We start from the raw sequence: 13518 nt of genomic DNA on the forward strand, positions 1-13518 counted from the left end.
GCGATATTACATCAGTTTGCGACGACGTGTCACCTGAATATCGAGGTCGGTGATTTTTTTCCGCAGCGTATTTCGGTTAATCCCCAGAAGATCGGCACATTTTGCCTGATTGCCGCCGGTCGCATCCAATGCGATTTCGATCAGCGGCGCCTCGACCTCGCGCAGAATGCGCTGATACAGGCCCGGAGGCGGCAGGATATTTCCGTGCAGATCGAAATAGCGCCGCAGGTGGCGACCGACCGAGGCAGACAGCTTCTCGCGCTCGCCATCGCCCAGAACCGGTTCAGCCTCGGGCTGGCTGCCCAGCACCATCTCAACTTCGGTGCGCGAAATTTCATCGACGCGGCTGGTCAGGCTGAGGCGGCGGATCGCGTTTTCCAGTTGGCGCACATTCCCGGGCCAGGAATACCGGCGCACCAGTTCAGCGGCCTCGGGGCTGAGACGGCGTTGCGTGCCGCTGTCCCGCTCTTCCCGCGCCAGAAAGTGATCAGTGAGCAAAGTGATATCATCGACCCGTTCCCGCAAGGCCGGAACATGGATCGTTGCACCGCAAAGGCGGTAATAGAGGTCTTGCCGCACGCGGCCGCTCTCCATCGCTTCGGTCAGATCCGTTTGGCTGGTGGCCATGAAACGCGGCACATGATCGCCGGTCGTGTCCATCATCCGCACGATGCGGGCCTGAATTTCGTCATCGATATCGGCAATCTCATCAATCAGCAGCGTCCCGCCCCGCACGCGTGCCATCACCCGCGCGGGGCCTTCCAGATCGCTCAGATCGGCGGCCGTCGCGGTTACAAACGGCAGCGTCCGACGGTCCGAAAAATCGTGAATGGCACGCCCGATCAGGGACTTACCCGTACCGCTTTCGCCCGAAATCATTACCGACAGATCGGTATTCATCACCCGTGCCACCAGACGATACAGCGCCTGCATCACCGGGGTGCGCCCCACCAGCGGCAGGTCTTCCGGGCGGTCTTCGACCACCGCCACAGGATCAACCTGCGCGCGCTGTTTCTGGTCCAGCGCACGGGCGGTGCGCTTCATCAGATCGGGCAGGTCGAACGGCTTGGGCAGATAGTCATAAGCCTCGGCCTCTGCTGCCTGAATGGCCGTCATGATAGTGTTCTGGGCCGAGATCACGATGACCGGCAAACCGGGACGGTCCTGCGCGATCTTGGGCAGCATCTCCAATCCGTTTCCATCCGGCATCACCACGTCCGAAATCACCACGTCACCCTTTCCCTCGGCCACCCAGCGCATCAGCGTGGTCAGCGAGGAAGTCGCATGCACCTTGCACCCCGCCCGAGTGAGTGCCTGTGTCAGAACCGTGCGGATCGTGCGGTCGTCATCAGCAACCAGAACTGTGCCATCCATCAGATGCTCTCCTTTTCATAGGCGTCCGGCGGCGCGCGCCGCAGGGACAGGCGGAAGACGGTGCGCCCGGGCACCGATTCCGCTGAAATCCAGCCGTCATGGTCGGAAACGATCTTGCTCACCAGCGCCAGCCCAAGACCGGTGCCGTTTTCCTTGCCCGAGACGAACGGATCGAAGATATCGCTCTGGATATCCTCGGGCAGGCCCGGCCCGTCATCGATGATCTCAATCTGCAAGGGCAGCAAATGACCGGACCCGTCACTGCGCCGCAGCCGAAAGGAATGCTCGAAATAAGTTCGCAGCCGGATTGTGCCATTGCCTTCAGCGACTTCCGAGGCGTTCTTGAGCAGGTTGAGGATCACCTGAAGGAACTGATCCGGGTCTCCGTAGGCCAATGGCAGCGACGGGTCATAGTCCTCGACAATGGTCATATGCGCGCCAAACCCCAGCAGCGCCGACCGGCGCGCACGGTCCAGAACGTCGTGTATATTGACCGGCTTGAAATCGGGTTGCGACAGGTTTCCGAACTGCTCGACCTGCTCCAACAGCTTCACGATGCGTCGGCTTTCCTCGACGATAAGGTCTGTGAGTTCAAGGTCTTGCTGCGAGATATTCATGCTGAGCAATTGCGCCGCGCCGGTAATTCCAGCCAAGGGGTTCTTGATCTCATGCGCCAGCATCTCGGCCATGCCGATGGCCGACTGCGCCGCCGATTTCACCGTATTGCCCCGCGTCATCCGACCCGCTAACTCGCGGGGCGAAATGATCATGATCATCGAGCCGGGATGCCCCATCAGCGGCGCGATCTGCAGCGCGCATTGCAGCGGCGCGCGATTGCCCGAGCCCACATCCACATCGTTCACGAACAAGGGTGTGCCCTGCTGACGGGCGCGCAAGAACGCCTCCTCCAGCGGCGCATCGACCGCCAGTTGATCCCAAACCGGGTGTCCGATCACCGCCTTGCGTGAGGCGTTCAGAAACCCCTCGCCCGAGGAATTGACGTCGGAAATACGATCCTCAGAATCGATGATGAAGGCCGGAACCGGCAGCGAGCTCCAGATGCTTTGGTCCGAGGTCACGCCGCCTCCTCCGCCTGGTCGCTCAGCGCATCGCCAAGAAGGTTCAGAACCTCATCCGTATCGCGCGACGTCAGAACCGCGCGCCGCAAGGTGGCCGGTGTCCCGGCTTCGTCCAAATACCAGCCCAGATGCTTGCGCGCGACGCGCAGACCCAGATCAGCGCCATAGAACGCCAGCATCGCCTGATAATGCGCGCGCACCATGTCGATCAGGTCCGAACCCGACGGAATGATCGGAGCTTCAGCGCCATAAAGATCGTGACATATCTGTGCCAGCAGCCAAGGCTTGCCCTGCGCGCCGCGTCCCACCATCACTCCGTCAGCCCCAGATTGATCCAGCGCGCTTTTCGCAGCCTCTGTATCAACAATATCCCCGTTTGCGATGACAGGGATCGAGACCGCTTCTTTCACCGCCCGGATCGCCTGCCAGTCGGCGCGGCCCTTGTAGAACTGACAGCGGGTGCGTCCATGGATCGTGACCATACGAATGCCTGCGTCCTGCGCCCGCCGCGCCACATCGGGTGCGTTCAGCAAGCTGTCATCCCACCCCAGCCGCGTCTTCAACGTCACCGGCACGTCCACCGCACTCACGACGGCCTCGATCAGCGTCAACGCATGATCCGGAGTCTTCAACAATGCCGATCCGGAATAACCGTTAGTCACCTTCTTGGCGGGACAGCCCATGTTGATATCGATCACCCGTGCACCCCGATCGGCGACCTGCCGGGCGGCCTCGGCCATCCAATGCGCCTCGCGCCCGGCCAGTTGCACGGCAGTGTTTTCCACATCCGCCGACAGTTCGGCCCGTTCGCGCACGCCCGGCTTGGCCTGTACCATCTCCTGACTGGCGACCATTTCACTGACCACCATGCCCGCGCCAAAGCGCATCACCAGATCCCGAAACGGTCGGTCCGTGATTCCGGCCATGGGTGCCAGCAGCACCGGAGGGGTCAGATCCTTATCAGCAAGACGCAGGGTCAATATGCCTAATCCTTGAGCAGTTGCGCATTTGATATCGAAATCGCAGCATATGAACAACAAAACGGCGCCATTCAAGCCTGCAAAATCATCATTTGCCTAATTATTAGGCATGTTGACGCGGGTGATTGCCTCTGCATTCACCGCCCCCTAAACAATGCCCCAATCAGGAGAACCCGCAGATGACCACAGCCGCCATCATCGTCGCCGCCGGACGCGGCCAGCGCGCCGGGGGCGGAGTGCCCAAACAGTGGCGCGCTTTAGCTGGCCAACGCGTCGCCGATTGGACCATTGAAAGGTTCAGGGGTCTGGTTGACCATATCGTTCTGGTGCTGGCCGAAGAAGACACCGCCGCCTGGGACGAATTCGGCGCAACCGGCCTGATTCTCGCACCGGGCGGCACAGACCGGGCCGGATCGGTCCGCAACGGGCTGCAGGCCTTGGAAGCATATGGCGTCAAAAAGGTTCTGATCCACGACGTTGCACGGCCTTGCGTCAGTGCTCAGATAATCCACGATGTTCTGGCCGCGCTCGACACATATCCCGCAGCCGCGCCGGGTCTGGCGGTCACCGACGCGCTCTGGACCGGGGATGGATCGGTGGTGACAGGCACACAGGACCGGTCCGGTCTGTATGCTGCACAAACGCCGCAAGGGTTTCATTATGGCGCAATCACTGCCGCCCACGCGATCCACCCGGGAGGCGCCGCAGATGATGTCGAAGTCGCACGCGCTGCCGGGATTGATGTTGCGATCATTCCGGGCGACGCGGATAACCTGAAAATCACCCGGCCCGAAGATTTCGACCGGGCAGAACGCATAATGGGTAAAGATATGGATGTAAGGCTGGGCAACGGCTATGACGTGCACCGCTTTGGCGACGGAGATCACGTGATCCTCTGCGGCGTAAAGGTCCCGCATGACCGCGGATTGCAGGGCCATTCGGATGCCGATGTCGGAATGCACGCGGTCACCGACGCGATCTATGGCGCGCTGGCGCAGGGCGATATCGGGCAGCATTTCCCGCCCTCTGATCCGCAGTGGAAAGGTGCAGCCAGCGAGATATTCCTGCGCCATGCCGTCGATCTGGCCGGGCAGATGGGATATGCCATTTCGAATGTCGACTGCACGCTGGTCTGCGAATACCCCAAGATCGGCCCGCACGCCGCGGCAATGCGGGATCAGATGGCCCTGATCATGGGCCTGCGCGCCGATCAGGTCTCGGTCAAGGCCACCACGTCCGAGCGGCTGGGCTTTACCGGCCGCAGCGAGGGCATCGCTTCGCTCGCCACCGCCTGTCTGGTGAAGTCATGACTGCGGCGCGTCTGATCGGAACCGTCTGTGGCGTTGGCTACCTGCGCCCTGCCCCCGGCACATGGGGGTCGCTGGCCGCGCTGCCATTGGCCTGGGTGCTGCACATGCTGGGCGGCTTCCCCCTTCTGGTCATCGGAACACTCGCAGCCTTCATCGGTGGCCTCTGGGCCACGCGCGTAATGACCGCAGGACAGGAAGACCACGACCCGTCCGAGATCGTCATTGATGAGGTCGCGGGCCAATTCATCGCGCTCTGGGCGATTTCCTACCCTTCATGGGCGCACGGGATCGAAATCACCGCGCTGTGGCCCGGCTGGATCGCCGGTTTCCTGCTGTTCCGACTGTTCGACATCACCAAACCCGGCCCGGTCGGTTGGGCCGACCGGCGCGGAGACCCGATGGGCGTGATGCTGGACGACGTGATTGCGGGCATCTTTGCCGCAATCGGTGTGGCGCTGCTGGCCGGGTTTTCGCACGGAGTGCTGGGCCTGTGACCGCGACCGAAATCCTCGACCGCGCCAGGGCGCAGGGCGTGATGATCGCCACCGCCGAAAGCTGCACCGGCGGCATGGTCGCCGCCGCGCTGACCGATATTCCCGGCAGCTCTGCCGTGGTCGAGCGTGGTTTCGTCACCTATACCAACACCGCCAAGCGGGAAATGTTGGGCGTACACGCTGACACGCTTGAAGCCCATGGTGCAGTCTCGGAACAGGTTGCCCGCGAAATGGCCGAGGGCGCGCTGCGGAACGCGCACGTGCAACTGGCGGTTTCGATCACCGGCATCGCAGGCCCCGGCGGGTCAGAGCACAAACCCGAAGGGCGCGTCTGTTTCGGGCTGGCCCGCGCGGCACATCCAACCCGCACCGAAACTGTAGAATTCGGCGCGCTGGGGCGGGACAACGTGCGCAAAGCCGCGCGCGATCACGCGTTGCAGATGTTGCTGAGCGGCCTTTCGCAATCCGCTTAATTATAGAGCATAAGCGCCAAAAGGGCGCAAAACCAATCGTCATTTGAGAAAAAGCCGCCCAAACAGGCGGTTTTTTGCACCTCTGCCTCTTTTTTCCCCAACCCGGCTCGGCTTCAAACCGCCCCACACCACTCGCGACGCATCGGGCGACCCCGCCCGACGCCCAAAGGGAAAGGAGAGCGGCCCATGAACGGAGCCGATACAGCGTGGATCATCGTGGCAACAGCACTGGTCCTGTTCATGACATTGCCGGGCCTTGCCCTGTTCTATGGCGGGCTTGTCCGTGCCCGAAATGTGCTCAGCGTCTTCATGCACTGCTTCTCGATTGCCTGTTTGATGAGCATTCTGTGGCTAGTCGCAGGCTATTCCATCGCCTTCGGCCCGGGTGAAAGCGGCCTGTGGGGCGGTTTGGGCAAAGCGTTCCTGAACGGTGTGGACGCCGACAGCCTTGCGGGTACCCTGCCCGAGGTGCTGTTCTTCGCCTTCCAAATGACCTTTGCCATCATCACCCCCGCCCTGATCGTCGGCGCCTATGTCGAGCGTGTGGGCTTTGGCTTTGTCCTCACCTTCTCGGCGCTGTGGATGCTGCTGTGTTATGCGCCCGTCGTGCATTGGATCTGGGGTGGCGGGATGCTCGCGGACGGAGGCATTCTGGGAGAGATCGGCGTGCGCGATTTTGCGGGCGGCATCGTCGTCCACGAAACCGCTGGCTTGGCGGCGCTGATCATTGCCGTTGTCCTCGGCCCGCGCCGCAACCGCACGACACCGCCGCACAACCCCGGTTACGTGATGGTGGGCGCCGCAATGCTGTGGGTCGGTTGGTTCGGCTTCAACGGCGGCTCGCAACTGGCTGCAGACGGGGGCGCCGCGATGGCCATGACCGTCACGCATCTGTCCGCCGCCACCGCGTCGCTGACCTGGGCGCTTTGGGAACGCATCCGCTTTGGCAAGGCCTCGATGGTTGGTCTGGTGACCGGCACCATTGCGGGTCTGGCCTCGATCACCCCGGCCTCGGGTTTTGTGGGTCCGGTTCAGGCTCTGATCATCGGAGCCGTTGCAGGTATCCTGTGTCAGGAGGCCGTCAGCGTGATCCGCAACAAGCTGAACATCGACGACACGCTGGACGTTTTCGCCGTTCACGGTGTCGGGGGTATCTTCGGCACGCTGATGATCGCGCTGTTCGGTCTGGGCACATGGACCGCGCAATTGGGCGGGCTGGTGATCGTGGGTACTTTTACGGCAATTGTCACGATTGTGTTGGTGAAGGTGGTTGCGTTGATCACCCCGATTCGCGTAGACGCAGAGACCGAAACAAACGGGCTCGACCTCTCGGTTCATGGGGAACGCGCCTACGACATGAGCAGCTAAGCCCACCTTGGCGCTCTGCCGCCCGCAAGGGCAAAGCGGACCTCTTGGGGGTCCGCTTTTCTTTTGGTCAGCCCCCTCGACTCTGCACCGGGGCTCGGGCTATCAGCCTGCGACACCCTTCCAGCCCAGAGGTTTGCGCCATGATCCCCAGTTCCTTCCCCGACAGCACCGAAATCGCCCGCCTGACCGCGCGGATGCTGCTGGAGATCAAGGCGGTACATTTCAATTCGCGCGAACCGTTCACGCTGGCATCCGGCCTGCCCAGCCCAACCTATATCGACTGCCGCAAGCTGATCTCATACCCGCGCATCCGCTCGACCCTGATGGATTTCCTGACCGTCACCGTGATGCGTGATGCCGGATTCGAGGCGTTCGACAACATCGCCGGTGGTGAGACCGCAGGCATTCCCTTCGCCGCAATGGTCGCCGAGCGCATGGCGCTGCCGATGACCTACGTGCGCAAGAAACCCAAAGGCTATGGCCGCAACGCCCGCATCGAAGGCGCGATGAGCGAAGGGGAACGCGTGCTGCTGGTCGAGGATCTGACCACCGATGGCGGCTCGAAACTGTCTTTCGTCGACGCGATCCGCGAAACCGGTGCCACTTGTGGGCATACTGCGGTGATTTTCTATTACGGTATTTTCCCAGAGACCGAGAAAACGCTGGGTGATCATGGGGTGAAGCTGCATTCGCTCTGCACATGGTGGGATGTTCTGGCCGAAGCCAAAGCGCAGAAAGCGTTTGATGAAGAGACCCTTAACGGTGTCGAGGCTTTCCTGAACGACCCGCGCGGCTGGCAGGAAGCGAACAAATCCACGTAAATCTCTTGTGGATGAATTGGGGATAAGTCTTAAAGAATCGGGTCGCAGACCACGATATCTGGTGACTTTTTACCGAGTTCATACATAATAGGCCAGGCATACGCAGGTATCCAAACTATCCGGAAAGTTATCCCAAGGCTTTATCCATAGTTAGCCACAGGGATTTCCAGATAGCCGACACGCCGGAATTGCGTGTAGAAAGCGCCGTGGGCAGCGGGGACAAGATGAACGAGATCAGCAGTATCGAGCAGGCAGCGGCACAGATTCAGAATGCCGAAACCATGCCGCACTCCATCGAGGCCGAACAGCAGCTTCTGGGTGCGATCCTGACCAATAACGACCTCTATGACCGGGTCGCCTCGATCATCGGGGCCGAGCATTTCTACGACCCTGTCCACTCACGCATCTACGAGGTCGCGGCCACCCGCATCGCCAAGAATGCGCTGGCCTCGCCCGTGACGCTGAAATCCTTCATGGCCGAGGATGAGGGGCTTAAGGAACTGGGCGGCCCGGCCTATCTGGTCAAACTGGCCGGCGCGTCGATCAGCGCCTTTGCGGTGCATGACTACGCCCAGATGATCTATGACCTCGCCATCCGGCGCGAGTTGATCCGGCTGGGTCGGGATATCTCGGACAAGGCGGCGCGGGTCGATGTCAGTAGCGAGCCCAAGGAACAAATCGTCGAGGCCGAGCAACAGCTCTATCAGCTTTCCGAGCAGGGCCAGACCGAGCAAGGCTTTCAATCCTTCCTCAAGGCGGTCACAGAAGCCGTCAACGTCACCAACGAGGCGTACCAGCGCGGTGGCGGCATGGCGGGGATTTCCACCGGTCTGGCCGATCTCGACAAGCAGTTGGGCGGGTTGCACCCGTCCGACCTGATCATTCTGGCCGGTCGTCCGTCGATGGGGAAAACCTCGCTGGCGACCAACGTGGCGTTCAACGTGGCCAAGGCCTACAAGCGCGGGTTGAAACCCGATGGCAGCGAAGGCGCGGTTGACGGTGGTGTTGTCGGCTTCTTCTCGCTCGAAATGAGCGCCGAACAGTTGGCGGGCCGGGTTCTTGCCGAAGCCTCCGAGATTTCGTCTCACAAGATCCGTCAAGGCGACATGACCGAGGCCGAGTTCCGCCGTTTCGTGGACGCGGCCAAGGAACTGGAAGCCTGCCCGCTGTTCATCGACGACACCCCCGCCCTGCCCATTTCGCAGCTTGCCGCCCGCGCGCGGCGGTTGAAGCGGACGCATGGTCTGGACCTGCTGGTCATTGACTATCTGCAGCTCTGCCGCGGTATGGCCGACAACCGCGTCAACGAGATTGCCGAAATTTCGATGGGCATGAAAGCCATCGCCAAGGAACTCAATATCCCGGTCATCGCCCTGTCACAGCTATCGCGTCAGGTCGAAAACCGCGACGACAAGCGCCCGCAACTGTCCGACCTGCGGGAATCAGGCTCGATCGAACAGGACGCAGACGTGGTGATGTTCGTGTTCCGCGAGGAATACTATAAGGAACGCGAAAAGCCCGGCGATCACGAGCTGGAAAAGATGGAAGAGTGGAAGCAGGCCATGGAACGCCTGCACGGCAAGGCCGAGGTCATCGTCGGCAAGCAACGCCACGGCCCCATCGGCACGGTCGAGCTGTCCTTCGAGGCCCAGTTCACCCGCTTCGGCAATCTGGTCAAACCCTGGCAACAGGGCGGCGAGATCGAAGGATACTGACGCCTACCAAAGCTCGGGCCGGTTCAACGCCGCAACACAGCGCGACGCGCCCTTCAAGGGGTGCATCCGGTCGCCGGACAGAGACTGCGCCAGCCAACCGTGCGGATAGCTCAGCTTCAAGGGCGCCTGCGCAACCGCCTCTGAAATCGGCAGGAAACCCGTTTTGCCGTAATAGGTCGGGTCTCCGTAGGTAAAGACCACATCCACCCCCGCCGCGCGCAGCTGATCCAGTCCATGACGGATCAGAGCCTGCCCAATTCCGGCCTTCTGATGGTCTGTGCTGACCGCGACCGGAGACAGAATGAACACCTGCCGTGCATCCTGCGTGAACCACATACGGGACAGGAAGATGCACCCAAGCAGAACGCCATCTTCGACGGCTGAAAACACATTAAGATCCTCTTCGGCCGTAGTTGCCATCAGATCGCGCACAAACGCGCCGATCTGTTTGCCTTCATCCGCCCCTTCTGAGGCTGTGAAGACATCAGTGAAAAGCGCCCCGATCCCGGGCTCACGATGGTTGAAACCTGACATAAATTGGATAGCCATCGACATGCCCCTGATCGCCTTAATCCCCGACCACAGAGTGCCTCTGGCCTTCGCAGCATAGCAACCATCAAATAAGCATATCGCTCTGCCTGCACGAAAAACATGAACGATTGGTGCTTGGGGGATGTTTTAACACCGATGTGAGTACAATCACGCTCAGGGCCTGAGTTTGATCCAAACCGCGCAAATCCTTGGATTTATTGGCCCTACGACGCATCAAACTCAATCTGAGACGTCAAAGCCTGTTGCTGGTCACCATTCCCTCTTGACCTTGGTTCGGGCAATGTTTTGAACGGGATCATGAGTACTGCACATCTAACGATCAATCTACACGCGCTGGCACAGAACTGGCAGGCGCTTAATGCCAAAACTGACGTCGAAACCGGCGCCGTGGTAAAAGCCGACGCATACGGGCTGGGGGCGGAACCGGTTGCATGGGCTTTGGCCGAAGAAGGTGTGCGCAAATTCTTTGTGGCCGCAGCCGAGGAAGGCGCCATCGTCCGCGAGGCGGTTGGCCCCGGCCCGATGGTTGCCGTCTTTTCAGGCCATATGGAAGGCGATGCCGATCTGCTGCGCGACCACAAGCTGACGCCGCTGATCAACTCGCCCGAACAGTTCAAACGCCATCTCGAGGCCTTGCCGGATCACAAGTTCGGCATCCAGCTGGACAGCGGCATGAACCGCCTCGGACTGGAACCCGCGGATTGGGCGGAACTGCGACACGACGCGTTAAAGCGTGATCCGCTGGTTGTGATGTCCCATCTGGCCTGCGCGGACGAGCCCGACCATCCGATGAATCGCCAACAGCTTGAGACGTTCAAGCAGATGACAGATGGCGTCGAGGTGCCCCGCTCGCTGGCCGCGACCGGGGGTATTTTGCTGGGTTCCGAATATCACTTCGACTTCTGCCGCCCGGGCATTGGCCTGTATGGCGGGATGCCCTTTGCCGGGGCAAAGCCGGTGGTCGCTGTCGATCTGCCGGTAATTCAGGTCCGCGACGTCGCGGTGGGTGAGACCGTGGGCTATGGCGGCACCTGGACCGCGCGCCGTCCGTCCAGGATCGCAACCGTCGCGGCGGGCTATGCCGATGGGCTGCATCGTGCCATCGGCGGCGGCATCGATACATTCGCTGGTGATCAGCCCTGCCCGGTGGTAGGACGTATCTCGATGGACCTGATCACCGTGGATGTAACCGATTTGCCATACAAACCCGATCGCCTGCGTATTCTGAACGGGCACCAAACCGTCGATGATCTGGCCGAAGCCGCCGGAACCATCGGCTATGAGATTCTGACCTCTCTCGGCAGCCGCTATTCCCGAGGCTACGTGGAATGAACCCCGTCTCATTGCTGGGTGAGCTGGGACGCGCCATCCTGACCGTGCTGGCCGCGTTTGGCCGCGTCGCGCTGTTTGCGCTCGACGCGATTTCGCATATTTTCCGCCCGCCGTTTTACCCGCGCGAGTTCGGGATCGCCCTGCTGAACATCGGCTGGCTGTCGCTGCCGGTGGTCGGCCTGACCGCCATCTTCACCGGCGGTGCGCTGGCGCTGCAGATCTACGCAGGCGGCGCGCGTTTCAACGCCGAGGCCGTGGTGCCTCAGATCGTCGCCATTGGCATGGTGCGAGAGCTTGGCCCGGTGCTGGTCGGCCTGATGATCGCCGCCCGCGTGACCTCCTCGATCGCTGCCGAGATCGCAACGATGAAAGTGACCGAGCAGATCGACGCTTTGGTCACTTTGTCCACGCACCCGATGAAATACCTCACCGCCCCGCGCGTGCTGGCCGCCCTGATCACCGTCCCGGCGCTGGTCGGGGTCGGAGATATCATTGGCATCGCAGGGGGTTACACCGTGGCCACGCAAAATCTGGGCTTCAACCCGGCGGCCTATCTGAAAAACACGGTGGACTTCCTTGAAACCCGCGACATCGTCTCATCACTGGTCAAAGGCGCTGCTTTCGGCGTGATCGCAGCCATCATGGGCTGCTATTATGGCATGTCCTCGGGCCGCGGCGCGCAGGGCGTGGGCCGCGCCACAAAAGGCTCGGTCGAGGCCGCCGCCGTGCTGATCCTCGCCGCCAATTTCGTACTCACAGGGGTGTTCTTCTCGCTATGATCCGGATGGAGAACGTAACAAAAGCCTTTGACGACAACCGCGTCCTGCAAGGCATGAACCTTGAGATCCCCAAGGGCACGTCGATGGTCATCATCGGCGGTTCGGGGACGGGCAAATCGGTGGCGCTGAAATGTATCCTCGGCCTGATCAAACCCGACAGCGGCATGATCTATGTCGATGGCAAGGACGCCACCAAAGGCGACCGCGACGCGTTTCTGGCCCGCTTCGGGATGCTGTTTCAGGGCGCAGCGCTGTTCGACTCGCTGCCCGTCTGGCAAAACGTCGCCTTCCGCCTGCTGCGCGGGTCGCTGAAACGCCCGGCGGATGAAGCCCGCGAAATCGCCATCGAGAAACTGCGCCGTGTGGGCCTGAAATCCAACGTCGCGGACCGGTTCCCAGCCGAGCTGTCGGGCGGCATGCAAAAACGCGTCGGCCTCGCCCGCGCCATCGCCGCCGAGCCCGAGATCATCTTTTTTGACGAACCCACTACAGGGCTCGACCCAATCATGTCCGGCGTCATCAACGACCTGATCCGCGAGATCGTGACCGAGATGGGCGCCACCGCGATGACCATCACCCACGACATGAGCTCGGTCCGCGCGATTGCCGACAACGTCGCCATGCTGCACGGAGGCGTGATCCAGTGGACCGGCCCGGTCGGCCAGATGGACGCCTCGGGCGATCCTTATGTGGAGCAGTTCATCAGTGGCAGTGCTGAGGGTCCGATTGAGGCAGTGCGCTAATCTTTCTCACTCACTAGCCAGTTTTTCGCGCTTGCGACAACCTCATCTGGAAGCAATTCGGCTTTTCGAGATTCGAGACTTAACAAGACGCATTTGAACACTGTTGAGAATACAGTTTTTCTGTCGGCAGAGCGCAGCAATCTGTGTCGGAAGGTGACCGACTTCCCGCCTATCTCGAGTACCTCACTCTCCATCTGAATAGCCTCCCCCGCTCGAAGTTCCGCGAGGAAACTACTCTCCGCATGTACCACCGCAAATGATAGCTTCCGTCCCGAACGCATATCGTCTGCGTTCAATCCCATCTCCGATTGGATAGCAAATACCGAATCTGAGCAAGCCGCAAAGTACCGCGAGACATTCATATGCCCCAGAAAATCGCAATCCGAAGGATCAACAATTGACTTGAAAGCCACAAAAGCTGGCATCTGACGTCTCCCCACTGACAAAAACGAGTTTGAATTCTTGAATTAAGCTAACACATAACTGAAACGCGTCGCC

General features: G+C 60.9%; 14 protein-coding genes. 9 read left to right on the forward strand and 5 right to left on the reverse strand.

Annotated elements, in window-relative coordinates; translation table 11 throughout:
* Positions 1-6 precede the first annotated feature (6 nt).
* From ACR0K9_RS12760 to dusB, 3 genes are read right to left on the reverse strand one after another with little or no spacing between them, the layout of a single operon-like run.
* Complete coding sequence (locus ACR0K9_RS12760; RefSeq protein WP_480823707.1) at positions 7-1374, reverse strand: response regulator; 1368 nt, start codon at positions 1372-1374, stop codon at positions 7-9.
* Entirely contained in the window at positions 1374-2453 is a 1080-nt protein-coding gene (locus tag ACR0K9_RS12765; RefSeq protein ID WP_480532116.1) for a two-component system sensor histidine kinase NtrB, read from the reverse strand. Before ACR0K9_RS12765 ends, ACR0K9_RS12760 begins: the two co-directional genes overlap by 1 nt.
* On the reverse strand, positions 2450-3433 hold the full coding sequence (dusB, locus tag ACR0K9_RS12770) for a tRNA dihydrouridine synthase DusB (protein WP_480823709.1): 984 nt from the start codon (positions 3431-3433) through the stop codon (positions 2450-2452). Before dusB ends, ACR0K9_RS12765 begins: the two co-directional genes overlap by 4 nt.
* Before the next feature lie 179 nt (positions 3434-3612).
* Between dusB and ACR0K9_RS12775 the strand changes: the two genes are divergently transcribed.
* From ACR0K9_RS12775 to ACR0K9_RS12800, 6 genes are all read left to right on the forward strand, one after another.
* Positions 3613-4743, forward strand: coding sequence for a bifunctional 2-C-methyl-D-erythritol 4-phosphate cytidylyltransferase/2-C-methyl-D-erythritol 2,4-cyclodiphosphate synthase (locus ACR0K9_RS12775; RefSeq protein WP_480823711.1), 1131 nt, complete (start codon positions 3613-3615; stop codon positions 4741-4743).
* Complete coding sequence (locus ACR0K9_RS12780; RefSeq protein ID WP_480532110.1) at positions 4740-5237, forward strand: phosphatidylglycerophosphatase A family protein; 498 nt, start codon at positions 4740-4742, stop codon at positions 5235-5237. Before ACR0K9_RS12775 ends, ACR0K9_RS12780 begins: the two co-directional genes overlap by 4 nt.
* Positions 5234-5710, forward strand: a complete 477-nt coding sequence (locus tag ACR0K9_RS12785; protein WP_480532108.1) for a CinA family protein — start codon at positions 5234-5236, stop codon at positions 5708-5710. Before ACR0K9_RS12780 ends, ACR0K9_RS12785 begins: the two co-directional genes overlap by 4 nt.
* Positions 5711-5896: 186 nt before the next feature.
* Positions 5897-7078, forward strand: coding sequence for an ammonium transporter (locus tag ACR0K9_RS12790; protein WP_480823713.1), 1182 nt, complete (start codon positions 5897-5899; stop codon positions 7076-7078).
* 140 nt (positions 7079-7218) lie between these two features.
* Positions 7219-7899: an orotate phosphoribosyltransferase gene (locus ACR0K9_RS12795; RefSeq protein ID WP_480532104.1), complete on the forward strand. Its 681-nt coding sequence runs from the start codon at positions 7219-7221 to the stop codon at positions 7897-7899.
* 224 nt (positions 7900-8123) lie between these two features.
* The gene (locus ACR0K9_RS12800; RefSeq protein ID WP_480532102.1) at positions 8124-9614 is read left to right on the forward strand and encodes a replicative DNA helicase; all 1491 of its coding nucleotides are present in this window, start codon (positions 8124-8126) and stop codon (positions 9612-9614) included.
* A gap of 3 nt (positions 9615-9617) precedes the next feature.
* Here the strand turns inward: ACR0K9_RS12800 and ACR0K9_RS12805 are convergent, their stop codons facing one another.
* The gene (locus ACR0K9_RS12805) at positions 9618-10163 is read right to left on the reverse strand and encodes a GNAT family N-acetyltransferase (protein ID WP_480823715.1); all 546 of its coding nucleotides are present in this window, start codon (positions 10161-10163) and stop codon (positions 9618-9620) included.
* A 300-nt stretch (positions 10164-10463) separates the two neighbouring features.
* Between ACR0K9_RS12805 and alr the strand changes: the two genes are divergently transcribed.
* From alr to ACR0K9_RS12820, 3 genes are read left to right on the forward strand one after another with little or no spacing between them, the layout of a single operon-like run.
* Complete coding sequence (gene alr, locus ACR0K9_RS12810; protein ID WP_480823717.1) at positions 10464-11498, forward strand: alanine racemase; 1035 nt, start codon at positions 10464-10466, stop codon at positions 11496-11498.
* Positions 11495-12277, forward strand: coding sequence for an MlaE family ABC transporter permease (locus ACR0K9_RS12815; RefSeq protein WP_480823719.1), 783 nt, complete (start codon positions 11495-11497; stop codon positions 12275-12277). The genes alr and ACR0K9_RS12815 overlap by 4 nt, the downstream gene beginning before the upstream one ends.
* Positions 12274-13020, forward strand: a complete 747-nt coding sequence (locus ACR0K9_RS12820; protein ID WP_480823721.1) for an ABC transporter ATP-binding protein — start codon at positions 12274-12276, stop codon at positions 13018-13020. The genes ACR0K9_RS12815 and ACR0K9_RS12820 overlap by 4 nt, the downstream gene beginning before the upstream one ends.
* On the opposite strand, the gene ACR0K9_RS12825 is transcribed toward ACR0K9_RS12820, so the two are convergent.
* Entirely contained in the window at positions 13017-13445 is a 429-nt protein-coding gene (locus ACR0K9_RS12825) for an acyl-CoA thioesterase (protein WP_480823723.1), read from the reverse strand. The genes ACR0K9_RS12820 and ACR0K9_RS12825 overlap by 4 nt on opposite strands.
* Positions 13446-13518: the final 73 nt, after the last annotated feature.

Source organism: Ruegeria sp. L12 (assembly GCF_056531745.1).

Excerpts from the sequence above, each read along its gene's own strand:
- ACR0K9_RS12795 (WP_480532104.1), top strand. The coding sequence starts at position 7,219 with ATGATCCCCAGTTCCTTCCCCGACAGCACCGAAATCGCCCGCCTGACC.
- ACR0K9_RS12820 (WP_480823721.1), top strand. The coding sequence starts at position 12,274 with ATGATCCGGATGGAGAACGTAACAAAAGCCTTTGACGACAACCGCGTC.
- ACR0K9_RS12805 (WP_480823715.1), bottom strand. The coding sequence starts at position 10,163 with ATGGCTATCCAATTTATGTCAGGTTTCAACCATCGTGAGCCCGGGATC.
- alr (WP_480823717.1), top strand. The coding sequence starts at position 10,464 with ATGAGTACTGCACATCTAACGATCAATCTACACGCGCTGGCACAGAAC.
- ACR0K9_RS12790 (WP_480823713.1), top strand. The coding sequence starts at position 5,897 with ATGAACGGAGCCGATACAGCGTGGATCATCGTGGCAACAGCACTGGTC.
- ACR0K9_RS12780 (WP_480532110.1), top strand. The coding sequence starts at position 4,740 with ATGACTGCGGCGCGTCTGATCGGAACCGTCTGTGGCGTTGGCTACCTG.
- ACR0K9_RS12760 (WP_480823707.1), bottom strand. The coding sequence starts at position 1,374 with ATGGATGGCACAGTTCTGGTTGCTGATGACGACCGCACGATCCGCACG.
- ACR0K9_RS12775 (WP_480823711.1), top strand. The coding sequence starts at position 3,613 with ATGACCACAGCCGCCATCATCGTCGCCGCCGGACGCGGCCAGCGCGCC.
- ACR0K9_RS12825 (WP_480823723.1), bottom strand. The coding sequence starts at position 13,445 with ATGCCAGCTTTTGTGGCTTTCAAGTCAATTGTTGATCCTTCGGATTGC.
- ACR0K9_RS12800 (WP_480532102.1), top strand. The coding sequence starts at position 8,124 with ATGAACGAGATCAGCAGTATCGAGCAGGCAGCGGCACAGATTCAGAAT.
- ACR0K9_RS12815 (WP_480823719.1), top strand. The coding sequence starts at position 11,495 with ATGAACCCCGTCTCATTGCTGGGTGAGCTGGGACGCGCCATCCTGACC.